This is a genomic window from Dactylosporangium roseum, assembly GCF_025264685.1.
Taxonomy (GTDB): Bacteria; Actinomycetota; Actinomycetes; order Mycobacteriales; family Micromonosporaceae; genus Dactylosporangium; species Dactylosporangium roseum.
Genome location: NZ_CP073721.1, coordinates 6,674,640 through 6,697,489, shown reverse-complemented (window position 1 = coordinate 6,697,489; position 22,850 = coordinate 6,674,640). Strand labels below are relative to the sequence as shown.

At 71.0% G+C, this 22,850-nt stretch carries 24 protein-coding genes and 1 riboswitch; of the genes, 14 read left to right on the top strand and 10 right to left on the bottom strand.

Annotation, left to right across the window (positions count from 1 at the left end):
• Positions 1-29: 29 nt before the first annotated feature.
• Positions 30-278, bottom strand: coding sequence for a DUF6703 family protein (locus Drose_RS31365; RefSeq protein WP_260724879.1), 249 nt, complete (start codon positions 276-278; stop codon positions 30-32).
• 30 nt (positions 279-308) lie between these two features.
• Here Drose_RS31365 and Drose_RS31360 point away from each other — a divergent pair, with 30 nt between their 5' ends.
• The 3 genes from Drose_RS31360 to Drose_RS31350 all read left to right on the top strand — a co-directional run bounded on the left by Drose_RS31360 (position 309) and on the right by Drose_RS31350 (position 2,694).
• On the top strand, positions 309-632 hold the full coding sequence (locus Drose_RS31360) for an antibiotic biosynthesis monooxygenase family protein (protein WP_260724878.1): 324 nt from the start codon (positions 309-311) through the stop codon (positions 630-632).
• Between the two features lie 52 nt (positions 633-684).
• The gene (locus tag Drose_RS31355) at positions 685-1,188 is read left to right on the top strand and encodes a hypothetical protein (RefSeq protein ID WP_260724877.1); all 504 of its coding nucleotides are present in this window, start codon (positions 685-687) and stop codon (positions 1,186-1,188) included.
• A 126-nt stretch (positions 1,189-1,314) separates the two neighbouring features.
• Positions 1,315-2,694, top strand: a complete 1,380-nt coding sequence (locus Drose_RS31350) for a glycine--tRNA ligase (protein ID WP_260724876.1) — start codon at positions 1,315-1,317, stop codon at positions 2,692-2,694.
• 560 nt (positions 2,695-3,254) lie between these two features.
• On the opposite strand, the gene Drose_RS31345 is transcribed toward Drose_RS31350, so the two are convergent.
• Entirely contained in the window at positions 3,255-3,731 is a 477-nt protein-coding gene (locus tag Drose_RS31345; RefSeq protein ID WP_260724875.1) for an XdhC family protein, read from the bottom strand.
• 70 nt (positions 3,732-3,801) lie between these two features.
• Here Drose_RS31345 and Drose_RS31340 point away from each other — a divergent pair, with 70 nt between their 5' ends.
• The 4 genes from Drose_RS31340 to Drose_RS31325 all read left to right on the top strand — a co-directional run bounded on the left by Drose_RS31340 (position 3,802) and on the right by Drose_RS31325 (position 6,955).
• Entirely contained in the window at positions 3,802-4,803 is a 1,002-nt protein-coding gene (locus Drose_RS31340) for a permease (RefSeq protein WP_260724874.1), read from the top strand.
• Positions 4,800-5,591, top strand: coding sequence for a TIGR03943 family putative permease subunit (locus Drose_RS31335; RefSeq protein WP_260724873.1), 792 nt, complete (start codon positions 4,800-4,802; stop codon positions 5,589-5,591). The genes Drose_RS31340 and Drose_RS31335 overlap by 4 nt, the downstream gene beginning before the upstream one ends.
• Positions 5,592-6,323 carry a histidine phosphatase family protein gene (locus tag Drose_RS31330; RefSeq protein ID WP_260724872.1) on the top strand — a complete coding sequence of 244 codons (732 nt, stop codon included), beginning with the start codon at positions 5,592-5,594 and terminating at the stop codon, positions 6,321-6,323.
• A gap of 134 nt (positions 6,324-6,457) precedes the next feature.
• Positions 6,458-6,955 carry a hypothetical protein gene (locus Drose_RS31325; protein ID WP_260724871.1) on the top strand — a complete coding sequence of 166 codons (498 nt, stop codon included), beginning with the start codon at positions 6,458-6,460 and terminating at the stop codon, positions 6,953-6,955.
• 4 nt (positions 6,956-6,959) lie between these two features.
• Here the strand turns inward: Drose_RS31325 and Drose_RS31320 are convergent, their stop codons facing one another.
• Complete coding sequence (locus tag Drose_RS31320; RefSeq protein WP_260724870.1) at positions 6,960-7,964, bottom strand: class I SAM-dependent methyltransferase; 1,005 nt, start codon at positions 7,962-7,964, stop codon at positions 6,960-6,962.
• Between the two features lie 60 nt (positions 7,965-8,024).
• Here Drose_RS31320 and cobF point away from each other — a divergent pair, with 60 nt between their 5' ends.
• Entirely contained in the window at positions 8,025-8,774 is a 750-nt protein-coding gene (gene cobF / locus Drose_RS31315) for a precorrin-6A synthase (deacetylating) (protein WP_260724869.1), read from the top strand.
• Positions 8,775-8,855: 81 nt separating this feature from the next.
• On the opposite strand, the gene Drose_RS31310 is transcribed toward cobF, so the two are convergent.
• The 3 genes from Drose_RS31310 to Drose_RS31300 form a co-directional block, all read right to left on the bottom strand.
• Positions 8,856-9,659, bottom strand: coding sequence for a zf-HC2 domain-containing protein (locus tag Drose_RS31310; protein WP_260724868.1), 804 nt, complete (start codon positions 9,657-9,659; stop codon positions 8,856-8,858).
• 50 nt (positions 9,660-9,709) lie between these two features.
• Complete coding sequence (gene dusB, locus Drose_RS31305) at positions 9,710-10,837, bottom strand: tRNA dihydrouridine synthase DusB (protein ID WP_390891257.1); 1,128 nt, start codon at positions 10,835-10,837, stop codon at positions 9,710-9,712.
• A gap of 212 nt (positions 10,838-11,049) precedes the next feature.
• Positions 11,050-11,232, bottom strand: coding sequence for a hypothetical protein (locus Drose_RS31300; RefSeq protein ID WP_260724867.1), 183 nt, complete (start codon positions 11,230-11,232; stop codon positions 11,050-11,052).
• A 601-nt stretch (positions 11,233-11,833) separates the two neighbouring features.
• On the opposite strand from Drose_RS31300, the gene ppdK reads away from it, so the two are divergent.
• Positions 11,834-14,485 (top strand): pyruvate, phosphate dikinase, encoded by a 2,652-nt coding sequence (ppdK, locus tag Drose_RS31295; protein ID WP_260724866.1) that lies wholly within the window; start codon positions 11,834-11,836, stop codon positions 14,483-14,485.
• A 51-nt stretch (positions 14,486-14,536) separates the two neighbouring features.
• Here ppdK and Drose_RS31290 read toward each other — a convergent pair whose 3' ends face one another.
• The 4 genes from Drose_RS31290 to Drose_RS31275 form a co-directional block, all read right to left on the bottom strand.
• Positions 14,537-14,908: a roadblock/LC7 domain-containing protein gene (locus Drose_RS31290; RefSeq protein ID WP_260724865.1), complete on the bottom strand. Its 372-nt coding sequence runs from the start codon at positions 14,906-14,908 to the stop codon at positions 14,537-14,539.
• A 134-nt stretch (positions 14,909-15,042) separates the two neighbouring features.
• Positions 15,043-15,492: a roadblock/LC7 domain-containing protein gene (locus tag Drose_RS31285; RefSeq protein ID WP_260724864.1), complete on the bottom strand. Its 450-nt coding sequence runs from the start codon at positions 15,490-15,492 to the stop codon at positions 15,043-15,045.
• Between the two features lie 52 nt (positions 15,493-15,544).
• On the bottom strand, positions 15,545-16,486 hold the full coding sequence (locus Drose_RS31280; protein ID WP_260724863.1) for a hypothetical protein: 942 nt from the start codon (positions 16,484-16,486) through the stop codon (positions 15,545-15,547).
• On the bottom strand, positions 16,483-16,869 hold the full coding sequence (locus Drose_RS31275; protein WP_260724862.1) for a hypothetical protein: 387 nt from the start codon (positions 16,867-16,869) through the stop codon (positions 16,483-16,485). The genes Drose_RS31280 and Drose_RS31275 overlap by 4 nt, the downstream gene beginning before the upstream one ends.
• 295 nt (positions 16,870-17,164) lie before the next feature.
• On the opposite strand from Drose_RS31275, the gene Drose_RS31270 reads away from it, so the two are divergent.
• The 5 genes from Drose_RS31270 to Drose_RS31250 all read left to right on the top strand — a co-directional run bounded on the left by Drose_RS31270 (position 17,165) and on the right by Drose_RS31250 (position 22,827).
• The gene (locus Drose_RS31270) at positions 17,165-17,518 is read left to right on the top strand and encodes a VOC family protein (protein ID WP_260724861.1); all 354 of its coding nucleotides are present in this window, start codon (positions 17,165-17,167) and stop codon (positions 17,516-17,518) included.
• A complete protein-coding gene (locus Drose_RS31265; protein ID WP_260724860.1) occupies positions 17,515-18,621 on the top strand; it encodes an AI-2E family transporter in 1,107 nt (368 codons plus the stop codon). The genes Drose_RS31270 and Drose_RS31265 overlap by 4 nt, the downstream gene beginning before the upstream one ends.
• The gene (locus Drose_RS31260; RefSeq protein ID WP_343868697.1) at positions 18,618-19,901 is read left to right on the top strand and encodes a deoxyguanosinetriphosphate triphosphohydrolase; all 1,284 of its coding nucleotides are present in this window, start codon (positions 18,618-18,620) and stop codon (positions 19,899-19,901) included. Before Drose_RS31265 ends, Drose_RS31260 begins: the two co-directional genes overlap by 4 nt.
• A complete protein-coding gene (locus Drose_RS31255; RefSeq protein WP_260724859.1) occupies positions 19,894-21,150 on the top strand; it encodes an NAD(P)/FAD-dependent oxidoreductase in 1,257 nt (418 codons plus the stop codon). Before Drose_RS31260 ends, Drose_RS31255 begins: the two co-directional genes overlap by 8 nt.
• 556 nt (positions 21,151-21,706) lie before the next feature.
• Positions 21,707-21,848, top strand: a riboswitch (cyclic di-AMP (ydaO/yuaA leader).
• A gap of 283 nt (positions 21,849-22,131) precedes the next feature.
• Positions 22,132-22,827 carry a hypothetical protein gene (locus tag Drose_RS31250; RefSeq protein ID WP_260724858.1) on the top strand — a complete coding sequence of 232 codons (696 nt, stop codon included), beginning with the start codon at positions 22,132-22,134 and terminating at the stop codon, positions 22,825-22,827.
• Positions 22,828-22,850: the final 23 nt, after the last annotated feature.

Sequence of the window (22,850 nt, the reverse complement as noted above, 5' to 3'; positions counted from 1 at the left end):
CCTGCCCGATAATGATAATCGTTGTCAAACTACGTGGCCTTGACCACCGTGAGCGCGATGACGAGCGTGAGAATGACGAGCCGGGCGATCCGGGTCCCGGGCGGCTGCACCGGCCAGGTCTTCGTCAACAGCCAGCCGGCCCCCGCGGCGAGCAGGACCAGCAGCGCGGCGCCGACGATCCCGGGCAGGATCAGCGCGACGAACACGTAGGCGCCCACGCCTAGGAACGCCACGGTCGGATTGAGCCGGCCCAGCCGGCTCAGGGCACGCTGGCTCATCTGACTCCTCGGGTCCGTATGCTTCGCGACATGCTCGTGGTGACCAGATTCGTGGTGGAATCCGACGCGTCGGGGTTCGTGGAGCGGGCGCACGCCGCGCTCGGCGCGCTCGCGGCCTGCCCAGGGTATCTCCGCGGCCGGCTGGGACGTGCGTTCGACGACCCCGCGCACTGGAACATCGTTACCGAATGGGCGTCCGTCGGCGCGTACCGGCGGGCGCTGTCGAACTTCGACGTGAAGATGCACGCCACGCCGCTGCTCGCCCAGTCGCTCGACGAGCCGTCGGCGTTCGAGGTGCTGGCCTCGGTGGCGCCGGGCGGCGAGCTCACGGTGACGGCGAGTGATCGGGCCTGAGGTTGGCTAGGCTTTCGAGCATGCTGCTGGGCATGCTTCTAGGCTTCTCGACATGACGGCGCCGCAGGTCGACGAGGTGCCCGCGCCGCCGCCGGGGCCGGGTGTCGTCGCGCCGTTCGCCGCGCCGCCGCGCGACCGCGACATGAAGAGCCTCTGGATCGGCCTCGGCGTCGGCGGGCTCGTCCTCGCGATCTGCTGCGTGGGTGGCGTCCTCGGCGGCGGCTTCCTCGTCGCGTTCGCCGACAACCTGACCCGCACGCAGGTCGCCGACGTCGTGCGGGGCTACCTCGGAGCGCTGCAGACGCAGAACTTCCAGGCCGCCCGCGACGAGTATCTCTGTGCGGCGGAACAGCGCAACCACTCCGTTGGCTGGTTCAAGGACCACTACGGATCGTCGCCGGTGGTCGCGTTCTCGGTCGACGAGGACGAGGTCGTCATTCAGCAGGACATCGTCGTGCCGGCGCACGTCCAGCAGAGGGGCCGGGTCGAGCGGCTCATGGAGTTCACCATGAGCCAGGAAGGCACCCGATATGTCATCTGCGGGGGCGTCGAATAATCTGGTGCGGCCTGTTCCGGCGTAACCGTACCGTCAATGGTGACGTTGACGGTTTGCCCGCTCTGACCGTCTTTCACACAACCGCCTTGCCGACAGCCAGTCGCCGTGAGGCCTAGGAGGAAAACCGTGCCCGCCGATCGCATCGATTCCGTCGTCAGCCTCGCGAAGCGCCGTGGCTTTGTCTTCCCGTCGAGCGAGATCTACGGTGGCACCCGCTCCGCCTGGGACTACGGTCCGCTGGGCGTCGAGCTCAAGGACAACGTCCGCCGCCAGTGGTGGAGGACGATGGTCCAGCAGCGGGACGACATCGTCGGCCTGGACTCGGCGGTCATCCTCGCCCGTGACGTCTGGGTCGCCTCCGGTCACGTCGAGGCGTTCGTCGACCCGCTCACCGAGTGTGCGTCCTGCCACAAGCGCTTCCGGGCCGACCACCTCGAGGAGGCGTGGGTCGAGAAGCACGCCGACAAGCCGTTCGTGCTCGGCGAGCTCAACTGCCCCAACTGCGGCAACAAGGGCACCTTCAGCGAGCCGCGCATGTTCAACGGCCTGATGAAGACCTACCTCGGCGCCGTCGAGAACGACGAGGGCCTGCACTACCTGCGGCCGGAGACCGCCCAGGGCATCTTCATCAACTTCAACAACGTCGCGGGCGCCGCGCGCAAGAAGCCGCCGTTCGGCATCGCGCAGGTCGGCAAGAGCTTCCGCAACGAGATCACCCCGGGCAACTTCATCTTCCGCACGCGCGAGTTCGAGCAGATGGAGATGGAGTTCTTCGTCGAGCCGGGCTCGGACGAGCAGTGGCACGAGTACTGGTTGCAGGAGCGCTGGAACTGGTATGTCGACCTCGGCATCTCGTCCGGCAACATGCGTCTCTACGAGCACCCCAAGGAGAAGCTCTCCCACTACTCGAAGCGCACGGTCGACATCGAGTACCGGTTCCGCTTCGGCGGCACCGAGTTCTCCGAGCTCGAGGGCATCGCCAACCGGACCGACTTCGATCTGACCACGCACTCGAAGCACTCCGGTGTCGACCTCTCCTACTTCGACCAGGAGAAGAAGGAGCGCTGGGTGCCGTATGTCATCGAGCCCGCGGCCGGCCTGACCCGCGCCGTGCTGGCGTTCCTGCTCGAGGCGTACGACGAGGACGAGGCGCCGAACACCAGCGGCGGCGTCGACCGGCGCACGGTCATGCGGTTCGACAAGCGGCTGGCCCCGGTCAAGGCCGCCGTCCTGCCGCTGTCCCGCAACACCGACCTGTCCCCGAAGGCCCGTGACCTGGCCGCTCAGCTCCGCAAGCGGTGGACGGTCGACTTCGACGACGCCCAGGGCATCGGCCGCCGGTACCGTCGCCAGGACGAGATCGGCACGCCGTACTGCATCACGGTCGACTTCGAGACCCTCAACGACAACGCGGTCACCATCCGGGACCGCGACACCATGGCCCAGGACCGCGTCTCCCTCGACCAGGTCGAGTCGTACCTGATCGAGCGCCTGCCCGGCTGCTGAGGCCCGCGGAGCCCAGTTGATCTTGGTCGATCGCCCAACCGGGTCGCCGCACCGCGTGTGGCATGTGGCAGGCCGCCGTGCGGTCGTCGGTCGACCCCCGGTGTCCCGCTACGGGGCGGTGACGCGCAGTTGTGCGGTCGGGTGTCTGTCGCTTGCGGTCGCCGCTGGACCCGGGACGGCGTGTTCCGGTCCGGGCGACCCCCTGATCATGGGAAAGATGTGGCTGCCCCGATAGCCGGATCTTTCCCATGATTATGGGGTCGCCCGGCCTGGCGGCGGGATTGCGCGGGAACGCGTGCCGGTCGGCGCCCTCGGCGGCGACGCCTCCGAGGCCAGCGCCCGAATTGTCGGCCTGGTCCGGTTTGACAAGAGGTCGTTGGGCTCAACTTCGCGGCCTGGCGTGATCATCAAGCGCGCCGGACCCTCGTCGCCGCCAGAATTCTTGACACATACCCAGCTCAACCCGCCACCGAAGAACTCCGCACCCTCCGCCTGGCCCCCCAAAGCGCGAAGTCGAGCCGTGCCCCGGCCACGGATTCGGCCAAGGTCAACTTTCCGGCTCAGAACGTGAAGCCGCCCGGGCGGGCGTTGCGGTCGGCCAGCAGGCCGGCCAGCGTCGCCAACGCGATCTCCGCCGGAGTCTTCGAGCCGATGTTGAGGCCGATCGGGCGGTGCACCCGGTCGATGTCCGTGTCCGGCACGCCCAGCCCGCGCAGGGCCTCGATGTGCGGAGCCGTGTGCCTGGGGCTGCCCATCACGCCGACCCAGCGGGCCGGTGAGGCGAGCGCGTCCCGCAGCGCCACGCCCAGCTCCGGGCGGTCGTGGTCGGTGACGACCACGTCGGTGTCGGCATCGATCGTGACCTTGTCCAGGCCCGGCTCGGCGAGCGCGACCCGATATCCCAAGGTGGCCGCGAAGTGCATCAGGTGCGTCGCCACCGGGGAGTCGAAGACCGCCACGAGGGACCGGCCGTCCGGGGCCGGCTCGACCGCGCCGTGTGCGAGGGCACAGCCGATGGAATCGAACTCCGCCACCATGCCATCACTCTCCGAAGTATTCGTCAGCGCTTCATGCCGACGGTACCAATCGACACGGTAGCCTCCTCCCGTGACGCTCACCCAGCAGACCGAACCACCCGCCGCCGCTCCTCCGAAGCGGGCCCGGCGGGTCGGCTCCGTCGAGGTGCTCGCGGCGCTGCTGGTGATCGTCGTGCTGCTGCGGGGGCCGATCACGGACGCACTCGCCGCTCCGGCGTTGCAGACCTGGCTGACCGTGTTCGTCTCGGTGATGACGCAGGCGATCCCGTTCCTGGTCTTCGGGGTCGTGCTGTCGGCCGTCATCGCGGTTTTCGTCCCGCCCTCGTTCTTCGCCAAGGCGCTGCCCAGGCATCCGGCGCTCGCCGTGCCCACGGCGAGCGCCGCGGGTGTGGTGCTGCCGGGCTGCGAGTGCGCGTCGGTGCCGGTCGCCGGGGCGCTGGTCCGGCGCGGGGTCACACCGGCGGCGGCGTTCGCGTTCCTGCTGGCCTCGCCGGCCGTCAACCCGATCGTGTTGGTCTCCACCGCGGTGGCGTTCCCCGGTCAGCCCAGGGTCGTCGTCGCCCGGGCCGTCGCCAGCCTGGTGGTCGCCTGCCTGATGGGCTGGCTGTGGCAGGCGTTCGGCAAGGGCAGTTGGCTGCGCATGCCGCAGCGGCCGCACCTCGACGGCATGGCGAAGTGGCCGGCCTTCTGGGCCTCGGTGCGCCATGACGTGCTGCACGCGGGCGGGTTCCTGGTCATCGGCGCGGCGTGCGCGGCGGTCATCGCGGTGGTGGTGCCGAAGGAGTGGCTGGCGCAGCTCGCCGCCGATCCGGCGGTCGCGATCCTGGTGCTCGGGCTGCTGGCGGTGCTGCTGTCGATCTGCTCGGAGGCCGACGCCTTCGTGGCGGCGTCGCTCACCCAGTTCTCGATGACGGCCCGGCTGGCGTTCATGGTGGTCGGGCCGATGATCGACCTCAAGCTCTTCGCCATGCAGGCCGGCATCTTCGGCAGGTCCTTCGCCCTGCGATTCGCGCCGGCCACGTTCGTGCTCGCGATCGGAGTGTCGGCCGTGGTCGGAACGGTGCTGTTGTGAACCGGCAGGCACAGGCGGTCGTCCTGCTACTGGTCGGGGGAGCGGTGCTGCGCGCCAGCCTCACGGACCAGTACCTCAACTACGTCAAGGCCGGCCTCCAGCCCTATCTCGTGCTCTCCGGCGCGATCCTGGTCCTCGCCGGGATCTTCACGTTGTGGTATGAGTTGAGGCCCCGACCGGCAACCGTCCCGGCCCCTGCCGGAAAGGCCCACAGCGACGCAGCGGACGGCCACGACCCGCACGCGCACGACGGTCACGACGGTCGCAGCGACGACGGGCACGGGCACGCAGCGGGCGGCCCAAGAGTCGCCTGGCTGCTGCTCGCGCCGGTGCTCGGCCTGTTGCTGGTGGCCCCGCCGGCGCTCGGGTCGTATGCGGCGGGCCGATCCGGGTCGGCGCTCGTCGCGAAGTCCGACTTCGCGCCGCTGCCGGCGGGAGATCCGGTCAAGCTGACGATGCTCGACTATGCGTCGCGGGCGGTGTTCGACCGGGGGGTGTCGCTGGGGGAGCGGCGGGTGCAACTGTCCGGGTTCGCCATGCACGGGCCCGAGGGCTCGTGGCTGCTGGCCCGCATGATGGTGAGCTGCTGCGCCGCCGACGCCCGGCCGGTCAAGGTCGCACTCGGCGGTGAGCTGCCCGACGGGCTGGCCGAGGAGCAGTGGTTGCGGGTCACGGGGAAGTACAGCGGCCGCGAGATCAAGGACACCGTCAACGGGGAGACGATCCCGTTCATCGAGGTGTCGGAGGTCACCTTGATCCCGGTGCCGGAAGAGCAGTACGAGTCTTAGATGGACTTTGTCGGCCCCTCCCTCCTGGTGCTCGTCCGGCACGCCGAATCAGCCCGGAATCAGGCGAAGAAAGGCAGTGTGTATTTCGCCGACGACGCGGCGCGACAAGTCGTCCGCGGGGTGCCCGACCACCTGATCGAGTTGACGCCCGACGGGCACAAGCAGGCCGCCCAGACCGGACACGGGATCCGGGAGCGGTTCGGCACGTTCGACTACGTCTACACGAGTGGATACGCGCGGACGGTGCAGACCGCCGAGGACATCCTCAGTGCGTACGGCTCGGATGAACGGCGGCAGATGAAGGTCAAGGCCGACCTGTTCATCCGTGAGCGCGACCCCGGCTTCGCGTATGACATGACCACCGGGGAGGCGGAGGCCGCGTTCCCGTGGCTGAACGAGTACTGGCAGACGTTCGGCGGGTTCATGGCCCGGCCGCCGGGCGGGGAGAGCCTCGCCGACGTGACCGGGCGGGTCCACACGTTTCTCAGTGACCTGTTCCGTGAGCGGGTCGGGCAAAAGGTCATGGTCGTGACCCACGGCGGCACGCTGCGCTGCTTCCGGTTCCTGCTGGAGGACTGGAGCTACTCGCAGGCGCACAAGTGGCCCGGCGGGCAGTCGCCGGCCAACTGCGGCGTCACGACGTACCGGTCGGCGGGCGCCGGACAGCCGCTGGAGTTGGAGGAGTACAACCAGGTCTACTGGACGGTCGGGTCGGCCACCGACGGCATCTGACCCGCTGCCGTCCGGCGTCGGTTCGTCGGTCACCGCCGAGGTCCGGGCCGTCGGACGCGTCGGGCGCGGGCTGCTGGCCGGCCGTCCTCGACGTGCCGTACTGTCTCGGCAGGCGTCGATGATCGGGGGCCGCGATGGAAATCAGACTCACGGTCCCGCCGGACCCGGTGCGAGCGCGACGACAGGTGCGCGCGGCGCTGCGGAGCAAGTTCCGCAAGCTGTACGTGCTGGGTGCGCTGCTGGTGATCGCCGGTGTCGTCCTGGTCGTCGGGGGTCACCCCTCCGGTTATGCCCCGCTGACGGCCGGCGCCGCGGTGCTCGGGCTGCCGTGGCTGCTCCCGAGGGCCGTCGCCAAGGCGCGGACCGGCCTGTTCGCCGAGACCGCGACGTATGAGCTCACCGACGACGAGGTGCGCGCCAGTACACCCAGCTTCAGCATCGGCTACGGCTGGGAGGCGGTGAGGCGGGTCGACGACACCGACGGGTTCTGGGTGGTCGTGGCCGACAACAGCGCCGGCGCTCTGGCCCTGCCCTGGAGGCTGCTGCCCGAGGCGGACCGCGACCCGGCGCGGGCGTTCCTCGTCGCCCGTGGCCTGCTCAAGGCGGAGGTCCCGGTCCGCAACGCGAGGTAGCGGATCAGCGGCGGGTGGCCAGGGCGAAGAAGTGGCCGGGAGCGTCCTCGTAGCGGATGAGCTCCCAACCGGCGCGGCCCGTCGCCCCGGTCAACGGCCCCTCGGCCAGCGGCTCGTCGGGGCGTAGCGCACGGCCCTGCCGGGCGGCCAGCGCGGCGCGGCCCGACGGGTGGAACAGCACCAGGCGGCCCGCCGGGCGGGTCACGCGGGCCAGTTCGCGCAGGCCGGCGTCGGGGTCGGGCAGGTGCATGACGAGCCCGGCCGCGAAGACGGCGTCGACCGTCGCCGCGGCGAGCGGGAGCCGGCGCGCGTCGCCGAGGACCAGGGCGGCGCCCGCGGCGCGGGCGGGCTCCCGGGCGACCGCCAGCATCTGCGGCGTCAGGTCCAGGCCGAGGACCGCGCCGGCCGCGCCGACGGCCGCGCGCAGTGCCGGGAGGGCCCGGCCCGTGCCGCAGCCGACGTCGACGACCGTGCCGCCCTCGGGCAGCCCGGCCCGCTCGACCGCGGCCGCATAGGCCGGCAGGTCGGCGCCGAACTTGGCATCCCAGGTCGCGGCCTTCGCGCCGAAGAACGCCCGCGACTCGGCGACGTACCACCGGTGGATGTCGGCGAGCCGGGTGTCCACGTGCCGCACCACGGGCCACTCGGGGTCCTGGAGGTCGACGACGACGTCCGCACTCCCGCCACGGCTCCCGTCGGCCGTGTGCCGGTGCCGCGAGGTCCGTAGCCAGACCACCACCTGCCAGCCGTCGCGGGGAGGACACGCCCGCCACTCGGGACCATCCGCGACCGCCACCGCGCCGCCGGGCAACGAGGCGGCGTCCAGCGCACCGCCGGAAGCCATGCCGGGCACGCGGTGACACGGGCGGCCGGCGGCGCGGAGCGCGTCGGCCAGGCGGTCGGCGACGGCGGCGGTCTGTGGGTCGGTGCCGTCCACGACCACGGTGGCCGGTCCGGGCGGGATCACGCCGGCCAGCAGTCGGAGCACTTCGGTCCACCGCTCGTTCATGACTCCATCATGTCTCCGGTCGGTGCGGACATCGTCCGCGGTTCGGGTAGCGTCCACCGCATGCGCAAGGTGTTGGTCATCGGGATCGGGGCCGGGGATCCGGAGCATGTCACCATGCAGGCGGTCACCGCGATGAACGCCGTCGACGTGTTCTTCGTCCTCGACAAGGGAGCCACGACGGCTGACCTTACCGAGGCGCGGCGGGCGATCTGCGAGCGATATGTCACCGGGCGCGACTACCGCACCGTGACACTCGCCGACCCGCCCCGCGACCGGGTCGCCGCCGACTACCGGGGGGCCGTGCGGGACTGGCGGGACGAGCGGGCCCGCATCCTCGAAGAGGCCGTCATGGCCGAGCTCGGTGAGGACGGCGTCGGCGGGATCCTCGCCTGGGGCGATCCGGCGCTGTACGACGGGACGATCCGCATCCTCGAGACGATCGCCGCACACGGCGAACTCGACTACGAGGTGGTCCCCGGCATCAGCAGCGTCCAGGTGCTCGCCGCCCGCCATCGGGTAGCTCTCAACCGGGTCGCCGGGCCGATCCACATCACCACCGGGCGCCGCCTCGCCGCGGGCTGGCCCGAGGATTGCGACGACGTCGTGATCATGCTGGACGCCGACCTCGCCTGCCGCGCGTACCGCGACCAGGACATCGACATCTACTGGGGCGCCTACCTGGGCACGCCCGACGAGCTGCTCATCGCCGGCCGTCTGGACAAGGTGATAGACCAGATCGAGTCGGTACGGCGTGAGGCGCGCGCCGCCAAGGGATGGATCATGGACACGTACCTGCTGCGGCGGGCCTGACATCCTAGGCTAGGCAACCGGTGTAACGACGGCCGCCATCGGCACGGCGGCCGGCGTTCGACCCCAGCGACGCAACAGGCGCTATGCGGCCTTGCGGTCGCTGCTCGGCATCATGGCCTGGCCCTGGATCACGCGCAGCCGGGCGGGGGACGGGGCCGGCTCCTCGTCCAGCACCGGCGGGCGGCGCCAGCGCCAGGGCGGACCCTGCCGGCCGGCGGGCGGGCGGCCGGGGTCGAGGCCGGGGCGCGACAGCGCCAGCACGATCACGTAGCCCGCGAGCACAAAGGCGTGGCTGACGATCCGGCTCGTCTCGACCCGGCCGGTGACCAGGTCGTTGGTGCTCAGCAGCGCGAGCAGGGCCACAAACGCGGTGAGCATCGGCAGTGCGCCCGCCGGGGTGGCCCGCCGGGTGGCGATCCAGGCGAAGCCGGCGCCGATCGCCACGTTCCAGGCGGCGGACTCGTGGAAGAGGTGCCCGGCGTCGTGCACGTGGGTCGTGGTCGCGGAGGTCGCGGCCTGGGCGATGCCGAGCACGAACTGCGCGGCGCCGAACGCTCCCAGCAGGACACGGAGCACCTGTACCAGCAGCCGCCGGTGGCGGTTCCGCTGTTGCTCCTGTTGTTCATGTTGTTCCTGCTGTTGCTGCCTTGCCGCCGCGGCCTGCCGCCGCGGCGCGGTGAACCCGGCGAGCAGCCGCTCGACGGGCAGCGGGGTGGCGACGACGGGTTGGAGCCGCACCAGCCGGGTCACGGCCTGTGCGTCCCGCTCCCACCGCCGGCATGCGACGCATCCTGCCAGGTGGGCGTCGACGAGCCCGGGCTCGATCGGTTCGTCCTCGCCGTCGAGCCTCGCCGACAGCGCCTCTCGGTACCGCTCACACTCCACGGTTGGATTGTCGCCGGTACGGCACCCAAAGTTCCACGCGTGGGACCGGATCAGCCGCCGCTGTCGTCGAGCTCGGCGCCCTCGGGAATCACGTCCGAGTCGCGATCGGCGAGCCAGCCGTTGGGCAGGACGACCTTGCCCGGGGTGCCGGTGCGACCCCGCGGCTGGCCGAGGATCTCGCGCGGGAACGGCGCGGCGTGGTCGAGCTGGGCCAGGAGGCCGGCCAGTTCGCCGAGCGACGACGCCATGGCCATGGCACGGCGGAGCTCGCCGCCGACGGGGAAGCCTTTGAGGTACCAGGCGACGTGCTTGCGGAAGTCGGTCACGCCTTCGCGCTCGGAGTCCAGCCACTCGGTCAGTAGCTGCGCGTGGCGGTGCATCAGCCGGGCCACCTCGCCGAGTGACGGCAGGGTCCGCTCGGGGCGGCCGGCGAAGGCATTGGCCAGATCGGCGAAAAGCCACGGACGGCCGAGGCAGCCACGGCCGATGACCACGCCGTCGCAGCCGGTCTCGGCCATCATCCGCAGGGCGTCGGCCGCCTCCCAGATGTCACCGTTGCCGAGGACCGGGATGTCGAGTGCGGCCTTGAGGGCGGCGATGGCGTCCCAGTCGGCCTGGCCGGAGTAACGCTGCGCCGCCGTCCGGGCGTGCAGGGCGACCCAGGCGACGCCGGCGTCCTGGGCGATGCGCCCGGCGTCGATGAAGGTGTGGTGGTCGTCGTCGATGCCGATGCGCATCTTGACGGTGACCGGCAGCCCGTCGGCGGCCTCGACCGCGGAGCGCACGATCGACTCGAACAGCCGCCGCTTCCACGGCAGCGCGGAGCCGCCGCCGCGGCGGGTCACCTTCGGCACGGAGCAGCCGAAGTTCATGTCGATGTGATCGGCCAGGTCCTGATCGACGACCATTTCCACGGCCTTGCGGATGGTGGCAGGATCGACGCCGTAGAGCTGCACGCTGCGGGGCCGCTCCTCGACCCCGAACGTGATCATGCCCATGGTCTTGGGGTTGCGCTCCACGAGGGCGCGGGTCGTGATCATCTCGCAGACGTAGAGCCCGGCCCCCTGCTCACGGCAGAGCTGTCGAAACGCGACGTTGGTGATCCCGGCCATGGGCGCGAGCACCACGGGCGGATCGACCGTGAAGGTCCCGAGCTGCAGCGGCACGCCTCTGAGCATGGCATGCCCGCACCGGCCACCCCAAACGACTTGCGATCGCTGTCACGAACCCCGCGATCATGCCCGGTGGGGTTGTCGTCGTGGGCTCTGGCCGGGTTGTGGCTGTGATCGCGATGCTTTCGCGATCACGTGTGCGGCGGCCGGGTGGTACGGCTGCGGTTCGTAGATCAAGGGAAATGTGAAGTGGCCGCCCCGACACAAGGCCACGTAGTTCAGCTCAACTTCCCCTGGTCAAACCGAACAAGGCCGGCAATTCGGATGCGGATCTCGGAGGTGTCGCCGCCGAGGCGTGCCGGCCGGCGCGCGTTCCGGCGCAATTCGCCGCCGTGCCGCTCGATCTCATGATCATGGGAAAGATGTGGCTGCCCCGATAGCCAGGTCTTTCCCATGATCATGGAGTCGCCCGGCTCGGAGTGCGCCACCCCGGCGTTGGGCCGCGGGTGCAGGGTGTTGAGGTGGCGGGGGCGGTTGGTGGGGGGTGGCTTGGCGGGTGGGGGTGGATGAGGCGGGCGGCTTTACCGGTCCCGGCCGCGGTCGGCCGCGGCACGGTCGAGAAGAGCGGTCTGGTCGTGGGAGCGGTCGGTCGAGAAGTGTCCTCGGGATCCGAATCCGGGCCTCGGGGGAGTCGGCCGCCGGATCGGCGAACGGGGGCGGGGTGTGCTCTCGCGGGCCCACCTCGGGTTTCATCCCTCGGTGAGGGGTTGTGGGCAGTGCGCGGAAGTGATGATTGATCGTGCGCGGAAAAGCGTCGTGGGGTGCAGCTATACACATGCCGAAGTGTGGAAACGCGCGAGTGGCCTAAGTCTCAGAGAGCGCTCTCGTGCGCGATTGTGCACGTGGGATCGCTCCCAAAAGCTCCGGCAATCGACGAAAATACCAATCGTTGTGCGACTCGTCACCTGGCGGTGCCGAATGCCGGAACGACGCCTTACGGTTTGCCGCACACCCCGGACCTAACGATGACTTGGGCCGCAGCGGCGAGGGTATGGAGGCGTTGTGGAGAAGTTCGTCTACGACTTCGAAGAAGGCAACCGCGATCTCAAGGATCTGCTCGGGGGCAAAGGAGCAAACCTGGCCGAGATGACCAACCTCGGCCTGCCGGTCCCGCCCGGCTTCACGATCACCACGGACGCCTGCGGCGAGTATCTCCGGACCGGCGAGGTGCCGGCCAGGGACGAGATCGAACAGCATCTCGCCACCCTGGAAGGCAAGATGGGCCGCAAGCTCGGCGACCCTTCCGATCCGCTGCTGGTGTCCGTCCGCTCCGGGGCCAAGTTCTCGATGCCCGGCATGATGGAGACCGTCCTCAACGTCGGCCTGACCGACGAGAGCGTCGCGGGCCTGGCCGCCCAGGCCGGCGGCGACGAGCGGTTCGCCTGGGACTCGTACCGGCGGCTCATCCAGATGTTCGGCAAGACCGTCTGCGGCGTGCCCGGCGAGGAGTTCGACCACGCGCTCGACGAAGCGAAGCGCGCCCAGGGGATCCGCGACGACGTCGGCCTCGACGCCGACGGGCTGAAGGGCCTCGTCGGGACGTACAAGGAGATCTTCCGGCGGCACACCGGAATGGCCTTCCCGCAGGACCCGCGTGAGCAGCTCGACCTCGCCGTCGGCGCGGTCTTCGGCTCGTGGAACGCGGACCGGGCCGTGCTGTACCGCCGGCAGGAGCGCATCCCGGCCGACCTCGGCACCGCGGTCAACGTCGTCGCGATGGTCTTCGGCAACCTCGGCTCGGACTCCGGCACCGGCGTGGCGTTCACGCGCGACCCCGCGACGGGTGAGAAGGGGGTGTACGGCGACTACCTCCCCAACGCCCAGGGCGAGGACGTCGTCGCCGGCATCCGCAACACGATGCCGCTGCAGGAGCTGGAGCAACTGGACAAGAGGTCGTACGACGAGCTGATGGCCATCATGGCCAAGCTCGAGGAGCACTACCGCGACCTGTGCGACATCGAGTTCACCATCGAGCGCGGCAAGCTGTGGATGCTGCAGACCCGTGTCGGCAAGCGCACCGCCGCGGCCGCGTTCGTCATCGCCACCCACCTCGTCGACGAGGGCGTGATCGATCTCGACGAGGCCACGAAGCGGGTCAACGGCAACCAGTTGGCCCAGTTGATGTTCCCGACGTTCGACCTGACGGAGGAGCCGGAGCGGCTGACCCGCGGCGTCGGTGCCTCGCCGGGCGCGGCGTCCGGCAAGGCGGTCTTCGACGCGCAGCACGCGGTCGCGATGGCGAAGGAGGGCGAGCGGGTCATCCTCGTCCGCCGCGAGACCAACCCGGACGACCTGCCGGGAATGATCGCCGCGCAGGGCATTCTCACCAGCCGGGGCGGCAAGACCTCACACGCCGCCGTGGTCGCCCGTGGCATGGGCAAGACCTGCGTGTGCGGCGCGGACGAGCTCGAGGTCAACGTCCACAAGGGACAGTTCACGGTCAACGGCCACGTCGTCTCCGAGGGCGACCTCATCTCCCTCGACGGTACGACCGGACGCGTCTACCTCGGCGAGGTGCCCGTCCAGCCGTCCCCGGTGGTGCAGTACTTCGAGGGCACGCTCGACCCGCAGGCCGACCCGCTCGTCTCGGCGGTGCACCGGATCCTCACCCACGCCGACGAGCGGCGCCGCCTGCGCGTGCGCACCAATGCCGACACCGGCGAGGACGCGGCCCGGGCTCGCCGGTTCGGTGCGCAGGGCATCGGCCTGTGCCGGACCGAGCACATGTTCCTCGGTGAGCGTCGTGCCCTCGTGGAGCGGCTCATCCTGGCCCGCACCGCCGCCGAGCGGGACGCGGCGCTCGACGAGCTGCTGCCGCTGCAACGGTCGGACTTCGTCGAGTTGTTCCGCGCGATGGCGGGGCTGCCGGTGACCGTACGACTCATCGATCCGCCCCTGCACGAGTTCCTGCCGCCGCTGGAGGACCTCGCGGTGAAGGTCGCCGTCGCCGAGGAGCGCGGTCAGGACCCGGGTCACGACAAGGACCTGCTCGACGCGGTGCGCCGCATGCACGAGGAGAACCCGATGCTGGGCCTGCGCGGCGTGCGCCTCGGCCTGGTGATCCCGGGCCTGTTCGCCATGCAGGTGCGGGCGATCGTCGAGGCGGCGGCGCAGGTGCCGGACGCGCGTCCGGAGATCATGGTGCCGCTCGTCGGCGCCGTGCAGGAGCTCGAGACGATCCGCGCCGAGGCGGAGAAGATCATCCGCGAGTTCGAGGTCGACGTGAAGATCGGCACGATGATCGAGGTGCCGCGGGCGGCGCTGACCGCCGGTGACATCGCGCAGGCGGCCGACTTCTTCTCGTTCGGCACCAACGACCTCACGCAGATGGGCTGGGGGTTCTCGCGGGACGACGTCGAGGGAGCGTTCTTCTGGCGGTACCTCGAACTGGGCATCTTCGGCGTCTCACCGTTCGAGTCGATAGACCGCGACGGGGTCGGCCGGCTGGTCCGCATCGCCGTCGAGGAGGGTCGCGCCGCCCGGCCGGACCTGCACTTCGGCGTCTGCGGTGAGCACGGCGGCGACCCCGAGTCGGTGCACTTCTTCCACGAGGTGGGCCTCGACTACGTGTCCTGCTCGCCGTTCCGGGTACCGGTGGCCCGCCTGGAGGCCGGCCGCGCGGTCATCGAGTCCACCGGGTCCGACTCCCGGTGACCGCGGAAGAGGCCGGGGCAATGGCGCCCCGGCCTCTTCTCACGGCAGGTGTCAGATCTCCAGCTCCTCCTCGATCCGGCTCAGGTGGTGCCGAGCCAGGGCGAGGTTGGCCCGTGAGCGCAGCAGCGCCAGGTAGAGGAAGAGACCCTTGCCGGACCGGCCGGTCAGCGGCCGGATCAGGTGATACTGGTTGTGCAGCGTGATCAGGATGTCCTCGATGCCGTCCTTGAGGTTGAGCATCTCGATCGTGCGCATCTTGGCCCGCACCACGTCGGTGTTCCCGGCTGCGGCGACGGTCAGGTCGAGATCCTTCGAGCCGCCGAGCACGCCGAGCGCCATGCCGCTGTTGTAGTCCACCAGCGCGACACCGACAGCGCCGTCGATGGTCATCAGCTCCTTGAGAGCCGTCTCCATGTCAGCCATTGCTACCTCCGTAAGTTGTGCCTGGTCGGCCGCCAGGGGCGCCGACCGATCGAAATCATTTCCGGGTGGGGGAGTAGGTGGTACGGCGTCCACCGTCGGGCGCCGGGGCCGGCGGTGCGCGCCGCCGTTGCGGCTCACCACGGCGCCGGCTCGGGCTCCGGAAGCCGGTGAGCCTCCGGCAGTGTCTGCGCGAAGCTCAGCGCCGCCGCCGCCACGACCTGGGTCACCACCTGGGTCGCCCGGCGGGCCTCGTGATGCAGCCGGCCGACGTTGGCGTCGGCGTCGGCGAGCAGCACCAGGACCGCGCCGTTGCCGGCGGTGTACATCGCGACGTGTCCGCCGCCGCTGCGAATGACCACTTCCTGGAACTCGCCGTGCCCCGCGCTGTCGGCGATCCGCTGGCTCACGCCGAGGCAGGCCGCCGCGAGCGCCGCGACGCCCTCGACCACCACCGCCTGGGCGTCGTCGACGATGAGCAGCCCGTCGGTGCTGGCGATCAGGCAGCCGGTGATCTCCGGCACCACCTGTCGCAGCCGGCGCAGCTCCGCGAGCAGTTCCCCGCGCAGCTCCGCGTCGGTTCTCATCCGGTTGGTTCCTCCTTCGGGACGCCCCTGCCGGGGCGGCCGGTTCGCGAGGTCAGCGCAGCGACTGCAGCGCCGAACGGATCCGCTTGAGCAGCGTGTCGTCCGGCGCCTTGTCGATCGCACCGGGAAGCACCGCGAGGGCACTCACCCCGGCGGGGAGCTGACGCCGCGTCCCGGCGGGCGGGTCGTCGAACGTGTACGTGCCGGGCACCCGCTTCGGCAGCACTGCGCGCTCCGCGGGGTTCGCGGATGCCATGGGTTCGTCGATGACGGGCGCCGGCGCCTCGGTCGCCGGGGCCTCAACGAGTCCCGCGGCCGCGAGCCGGCGCACGTCGAGCGTCACGGCGTAGGCCGAGCATCCCAGCAGGCCGGCCAGGTCCTGCGGGGTGCGCTGACCGTCGGCGTGCAACACGATCTCCCACTGCAGACCGGACAGCAGCACCTGGTCGAGTCCGGGCCGGAGGACCGGCACGACCGGGGCATAGTCCATCACTTCCGAGGGGTGCACCTCGTTGAGCATGCGCTGTTGACGCTCGACCTGGTCGCACAACCAGTCCGTCGCCACGGTGCCGTCCGCGCCGAGCCAGTGCTCGACGCCGGATGCGAACCGCAGCTCGGGACGCGGTGTCGACAGGACGAAGAATGCCGCGTCGCACAATGCCTGGAGGGCACACAGCTCCATCTCGGCCGAGGTGACGTGGCCGCCTTCGACCAGCGCGCGGGCGGGCTGGGAGGGGATGGTCTCCCACACCGCCTCGGGCACCTTGTCACAGGCGATCAGCAACCGGTCGGCGCCCGGCGCGGCCGGTGAGTCGACCGCGTTGACCCGCCCGTCGCGCAGGAACACCACGCCACCGGGCGCGCCGATGACGGTGAGCGCACCGGTGGCGCCCGCTTCGGCCAGCCGGCCGAGTGCCTTCGCCGGGGTGGTGCCCTTGGCGAACCGCGGCGATCCCGGCGCGGCCGCCCGCGCCTCCGCTCCGCCGGCGTTCACGCGAGGTCGTCGGCGAGCGAGCGGACCCGGCGCCGGGCGATCGCCAGGTTGCCTTCGGCCCGGTCCAGCCAGACGTACAGGACCAGGCGGGAGTCGAATCTCGTGCGCACCGGCCGGATGAGGTGGTAGGCCGCGGAAGTGCTGATGATCACGTCCTCCACGGCGTCGCCGGGTGTGGCCGGTGCGTACGCGGCGGTCTGCATCGCGGCGTGGATGACGCTGGCCGTGCCGAGCGCCGCGGCGGACGGGTCGGCGTGCGGCGCGACGTCGCCCCGGCCACCCTCCAGGCCGAGCGTCTGCCCGGTGGTGTAGTCGATGAGGCTCGCTCCGATGGCCCCGCGGATGGTCATGGCACGGCGCAGGCAGTCATCGATCGCAGGCACAGGTGGGGTCTTTCCGTTCCGCTGGCTCGGGGGTGCGCTGGGTCCCGGCGGCGGCCGGAAGCATGCACACCGGCAAGTTACCGTGCGCTCGTCCGTTACCTACGCCATGCGTTCGTCTACGAACACAAACCCAATCGGTTCTTGAATTTAGCAAAACGCACGTTTGGCTGACAGGCCGGGTGGAAATCCGCTAAGGTGCCGCGCTCCGTGCTCCATCCCGGGTCACGGCGGCTCGGCTGCGACGACCGCCGGCTGGGCGTAAGGTGTGACCCCACGCCGACCACGGAGGTGTGCATTGGGGAGCCGGTGGTATGCCCTGATCGTCGATGCGATCGACCCCGAGCGTCTGGGCCGCTGGTGGGCCGAGGTGCTCGACCACCGGGTCGAAAGCGTGTCGCCCGGCGAGGTCGTGGTCGGCCCGGCCGCCGACGGGCATCCCCGTCTGGTCTTCCTGCGCCACGACGAGGCGAAGCACGCGAAGAACCGGCTGCACCTCGACCTGCGCCCCGACGACCTCGACGCCGAGCTCGAGCGCCTCGTCAACATGGGCGCGCGCCACGTGGACGTCGGCCAGCCCGACGGCGCGGCGCTGATCGTGCTCGCCGATCCGGAAGGCAACGAGTTCTGCGTCATCCGGCCGGACAGATGACCTTCGCCAAGGTGTACCGCCTGAGCGTCGCCGCCGGTCTGGGCCTGCTCACGGTCGGATTGGGCGCCTACGCGCTCTACACGGTGCGCCAGGTGCTCGTCCAGGTGATCATCGCGCTGTTCGTGGCGATCAGCCTGGACCCGGCGGTCCGTCTGCTGATCCGTCACGGGGTGCGCCGCTCGGTCGCCGTGGCGGTGATCCTCGTGCTCGCCCTGGCGCTGCTGTCCGTCGTCGTCTGGTCGCTGGTGCCGCCGCTGGTCGGGCAGGCCGGCGACCTGCTGCGCAACGTGCCGCAGTACCTCCAGGAGCTGCCCGAGCGGTCCCAGGCCTACCGTGAGATCGCCGACCGGTACGGGCTCACCCAGCGCCTGACCGAGCTCGCCCGGACGCTGCCGGAGAAGGTCGGCGGCGGTGCCGTCGGCGTCATCACCGGCATCTTCAGCGCGCTCGTCAACGTGCTGCTCGTGATCGTGCTCACCGTCTACTTCATGGCCGACCTGCCCCGGCTGCGGCGGGGGATCGTGCGCCTGGTGCCCCGGACCGGCCGTCCCCGCGCCGCCCAGGCGATCAACGTGGTCGTCGACAAGGTCGGCGGCTACATGATCGGCAACCTGATCATCTCGCTGTTCGCCGGCGTCTCGGCGTTTGTCTGCATGTTCGCGCTCGACGTGCCGTTCGCGCTGCCGCTGGCGTTCTTCGTGGCGATCACCGACCTCATCCCGCTCATCGGCGCGACCGTCGGCGCCGTCGGCTGCGCCGTGGTCGCGCTGGTGACCACGGACCTCTGGCCCGCGACCGTCGTGCTGGCGATCTTCTTCGTCGCCTATCAGCAGGCGGAGAACTACCTCATCGCGCCGCGTGTGCTGCGCAACACCGTCGACCTGTCCTCGATCGCGGTGCTGCTGGCGGCGCTCGTCGGCGCGGCCGTCCTGGGCGTGGTCGGCGCGCTCATGGCCATCCCGATCGTCGCGGCCGTGAAGGTGCTGATGACCCCGATGGTCGAGGCGCTCAACGAGCCGCCGGCGGAGCGCGCACCGGCGGCGGCACCTCCCGTACCGATCCCGGCGCCACATGATGCGGACGGCTCTAAGCTCGAACCGTGACGCCTGACGCGCAGCGCGGTGCCGAAGAGCCGCCGAGAGACGCCCAGCGCTTTGTCGAGGAGCCGTTGAAGGACGTCAGCACGACCTCCGCCGACAACGGGCGGGGACCGTTCCAGCGCGACCGGGCCCGTGTCCTGCACTCGGCGGGGTTCCGCCGGCTCGCCGCGAAGACCCAGGTGCACACGGCCGGCGCCGACGCGTTCCTGCGCACCCGGCTCACCCACTCGCTGGAGGTCGCCCAGATCGCCCGGGAGATGGGCGCCCGGCTGGGCTGCGACCCCGACGTCGTGGACACCGCGGGACTCGCGCACGATCTCGGCCACCCGCCGTTCGGGCACAACGGCGAGGACGCGCTCGACGCGGTCGCCGCCGCCTGCGGCGGGTTCGAGGGCAACGCGCAGACGCTGCGGGTGCTCACCCGCCTGGAGGCGAAGGTGACGGCACCCGGCGGCGGATCGGCCGGGCTCAACCTTACCCGGGCCGCGCTCGACGCCGTCTCCAAGTACCCCTGGACCCGCCGGCCCGGCAGCCGCAAGTACGGCGTGTACCCCGACGACCTGCCGATCTTCGAGTGGCTGCGGGCCGGCGCGCCGGACGGCCGCCGCTGCCTCGAGGCGCAGGTGATGGACTGGGCCGACGACGTCGCCTACTCGGTCCACGACCTGGAGGACGGCATCCACGGCGGTTACGTCCACCTCGCCCCGCTGCGCGCCGACGTCGGCGAGCGGGCCGCGCTGTGCGCCGACGTCGCAGCGGCCTACTCGCGGGAGCCCGCCGCCGACCTGGACCTGATCCTGCTCGACCTGCTCGCCGACCCGGTGTTCGCACCGCTCGACGACTACGACGGCAGCCACACCGCGCAGGTCGCGCTCAAGCGGATGACCAGCGTGCTCACCGGCCGGTTCGCCGCCGCGGCGGTCACCGCCACCCGGGCGGTCCACGGCGACGGACCCGTCCGGCGCTACGCCGCCGACCTGGTCGTGCCGCCGCTGGTGCGCGCGCAGTGCGCGTTGCTGAAGGGCATCGCCCTGCGGTACGTGATGCGCCGCCCGGGCTCCTCGCAGCGGTACGCCCACGAGGTCACCGTCCTGCAGGAGCTGGTCGCCGGGCTGCTGGACCGCGCGCCCGGCGGCCTCGACCCGGTCTTCGCGCCGATGTGGCGGGCCGCCCCCGACGACGCCGCCCGACTGCGGGTGGTCGTCGACCAGGTGGCCAGCCTGACCGACCTGTCGGCGCTGGCGTGGCACGAGCGATTGCGGAAGGCTGACGGACATGGCTGACGAGCGGACGTTTGTGATCGTGGGTGCGAGCCTCGCGGGCGCGAAGGCGGCGGAGACGCTGCGCGCCGAGGGCTTCACCGGCCGGATCGTGCTGATCGGTGAGGAGATCGAGCGGCCGTACGAGCGGCCGCCGCTGTCGAAGGGGCATCTCCTGGGCAAGGAGGAGGCACGGGAGAAGGCGTTCGTCCACCCGCTGTCGTGGTACGACGAACAGGGCATCGACCTGCGCCTCGCCACCCGGGCCACCCACCTCGACCCCGTCGCGCACACGGTCACCCTCGACGGCGTCGACGTGCTGCCGTACGACAAGCTGCTCCTCACCACCGGATCCCGGGTCCGCACGCTCTCCGTCCCCGGCGCCGACCTGCACGGGGTGCGCTACCTGCGCACCATCGACGAGTCCGACGCGCTGCTCGAAGACCTGCGCGCCGCGAACAACGTCGTGGTCGTCGGCGCCGGCTGGATCGGCCTCGAGACCGCCGCCGCGGCCCGCAAGCACGGCGCCAACGTCACCGTGGTCGAGCAGGCCGCCCTGCCGTTGCGGCAGGTGCTCGGCGACGAGGTCGCGACGGTCTACGCCGACCTGCACCGCGCCAACGGCGTGGACTTCCGCTTCGGTACGTCCGTCGCCTCCTTCAGCGGCGACGGCACACTGTCGTCGGTGATCCTCGCCGACGGCACCGAACTCCCCGCGGACGTCGCGGTCGTCGGCATCGGCATCCGGCCCAACACCGAGCTGGCCGTCGACGGCGGTCTGGCGGTGGACGACGGCATCCTGGTCGACGCGGGCCTGCGCACCTCCGACCCGGACGTCTACGCCGCCGGCGACGTGGTCAACCAGGAACACCCGCTGCTGGGCCGGCGCGTGCGGGTCGAGCACTGGGCCAACGCGCTGAACGGCGGCAAGGCGGCCGGCAAGGCCCTGCTCGGAGAAGAGGTCGTCTACGACCGGGTACCGTACTTCTTCACGGACCAGTTCGACCTGGGCATGGAGTACAGCGGTCACGTCGGTCCGGAGGGCTACGACCGGGTGGTGTTCCGCGGCGACCCGTCGATCGTGGACGGCAAGGCCCCGGAGTGCATCGTGTTCTGGGTCAAGGACGGTCGCGTGCTGGCCGGCATGAACGTCAACGTCTGGGACGTGACCGACGACATCCAGAAGCTGGTCCGGGCCGGCTGGTCCGGCACGCCGGTGGACCTGGTCCGCCTCGCCGACCCCGGTGTGCCGCTGGGGGAGCTGCTGGGCTGACAGTGCCGCGCCGGCCGGTCATGGGAAAGATCTGGCTGCCCCGATAGCCACATCTTTCCCATGATCATGGAGTCGCCCGGCCCGGAACGCGCCGTCCCGGGGCCAGCGGCGATCATGAGCGACAGGCACCACCCGCACGACTGTGCGTCACCCTCGCGTAGCGACACCCGGGGTGACGGACGACCGCACGGCTCGGCTTCGCGGCCTTGCGCGATCCACGAACCGCGGTCGGACGATCCCGCCGCGTCCATGGTCGCGATCAGGGCCCGCGACCGCCGATACGGCGGTCATGAGATGTGCGTGCGGGTCGGTGTCGGCTCACGGTGATCGACGCCACGCTCGACGGTCCGGGGAGCGGTCCCGCGAGCGGCCGATCGAGCGATGTACCTGGTCAAGGCCATCGACACCGGATCGGGGTGACCGGACGTGTGATGGCGGACGGTGAGCGTGCAGATGCGGCGGGTGGGATTCTATTGCTGCGGCTGGCCGGGCCGGAACCTGCCCAGTAGTGTCGGGTCGTCCGCCGCGGTCGTCGAGTGCCGATTCCGGTGCCGCCGGGCGGGCGCCGTCGAGTCGCGATCCGATCGCGAGCCGGGGACCCAAGAAGTCCTGGGGTGTATCCGCGGCCTGGCCGTGGTAGGGCGAATCCTCCCGCCCGAACCCGTCAGCTAACCCGGTAGGCGGCCTCGGAAGGAGTTCCAGGGTCTTGCACAAGCATGCTTACGCACATGCTCCCGTAGCGGCCGCCCGCCGTCTCCCTCGCAGACGGGTGAGCGCTCGGTCGTAGCGCTCCACCGCTGAACCCGACGCCAGCGCGACTTCGCGTGTCGCGCCGTTTCCGCGCGCCCTCTCCCGTGCGTCGTCCATGTTCACGCGCCGCTGCGGTGCGTGCTTCGCCGTGCGCTGATTCCGCGCCGCCTGCTTGAGGACTTTGCTGTGAAATCGTTGCCACGTCAGTTCCAACCACGTCACCGGCGGTCGGTGCTGTTGCCGCTCAAGATCGGCACCGCATCCGTCGCCGCGCTCTCCCTCTCGCTGCTGGCCACCGGCTCCGGCGGCCAGCAGTCTACTGTGGACACCTCGCTGTCGGTGTTCGGCGCCCCGCCCGCGTATGCGCGGGACACCGCGCTCGTCCAGACGGTCCCGGCGCCCTCGCCGGCACAGTCGTCGGCGCCCGCGACCCCGCCCGCGACCCTGCCCGCGACCCTGCCCGCGCCTCCGGTGGCGGCCGCACCCGCACGGCCCCAGCCGGTCGCCGGGCTCGACCAGCTCCAGATGGACAACGCCGCGATCATCGTCCGGCAGGGCAAGGCGCAGGGGATGCCGCGGCGGGCGCTGGTCGTCGCGGTCGCGACCGCGATGCAGGAGAGCGACCTGCACAACGTGGCCAGCTCGGCGGTGCCGTCGTCGTTGCGGTTGCCGCACCAGGGCGTCTCCACCGACCACGACTCGGTCGGCCTGTTCCAGCAGCGGGCCAGCCAGGGCTGGGGCACGGTGCCGCAACTGATGGACCCGGCCCACTCGGCGATGCTCTTCTACAACGCGCTGGCACAGGTGAGCGGCTGGGAGCGGATGAGCGTGGCGGCGGCGGCCCAGGCCGTGCAGCGCTCGGCGTTCCCGGGTGCGTACCAGAAGCACGCGTCGCGAGCGGAGCAGGTCGTCACGGCCCTGGCCTGACACCGCGGTCTCGCGCGCAGACC

Bases quoted from the DNA above. Each gene is read 5' to 3' on its own strand.
- Drose_RS31365 (WP_260724879.1), bottom strand. From the start codon at position 278: ATGAGCCAGCGTGCCCTGAGCCGGCTGGGCCGGCTCAATCCGACCGTG.
- Drose_RS31360 (WP_260724878.1), top strand. From the start codon at position 309: ATGCTCGTGGTGACCAGATTCGTGGTGGAATCCGACGCGTCGGGGTTC.
- Drose_RS31355 (WP_260724877.1), top strand. From the start codon at position 685: ATGACGGCGCCGCAGGTCGACGAGGTGCCCGCGCCGCCGCCGGGGCCG.
- Drose_RS31345 (WP_260724875.1), bottom strand. From the start codon at position 3,731: ATGGTGGCGGAGTTCGATTCCATCGGCTGTGCCCTCGCACACGGCGCG.
- Drose_RS31330 (WP_260724872.1), top strand. From the start codon at position 5,592: ATGGACTTTGTCGGCCCCTCCCTCCTGGTGCTCGTCCGGCACGCCGAA.
- Drose_RS31325 (WP_260724871.1), top strand. From the start codon at position 6,458: ATGGAAATCAGACTCACGGTCCCGCCGGACCCGGTGCGAGCGCGACGA.
- Drose_RS31320 (WP_260724870.1), bottom strand. From the start codon at position 7,964: ATGAACGAGCGGTGGACCGAAGTGCTCCGACTGCTGGCCGGCGTGATC.
- cobF (WP_260724869.1), top strand. From the start codon at position 8,025: ATGCGCAAGGTGTTGGTCATCGGGATCGGGGCCGGGGATCCGGAGCAT.
- dusB (WP_390891257.1), bottom strand. From the start codon at position 10,837: ATGCTCAGAGGCGTGCCGCTGCAGCTCGGGACCTTCACGGTCGATCCG.
- Drose_RS31300 (WP_260724867.1), bottom strand. From the start codon at position 11,232: ATGATCATGGGAAAGACCTGGCTATCGGGGCAGCCACATCTTTCCCAT.
- Drose_RS31290 (WP_260724865.1), bottom strand. From the start codon at position 14,908: ATGGCTGACATGGAGACGGCTCTCAAGGAGCTGATGACCATCGACGGC.
- Drose_RS31285 (WP_260724864.1), bottom strand. From the start codon at position 15,492: ATGAGAACCGACGCGGAGCTGCGCGGGGAACTGCTCGCGGAGCTGCGC.
- Drose_RS31265 (WP_260724860.1), top strand. From the start codon at position 17,515: ATGACCTTCGCCAAGGTGTACCGCCTGAGCGTCGCCGCCGGTCTGGGC.
- Drose_RS31255 (WP_260724859.1), top strand. From the start codon at position 19,894: ATGGCTGACGAGCGGACGTTTGTGATCGTGGGTGCGAGCCTCGCGGGC.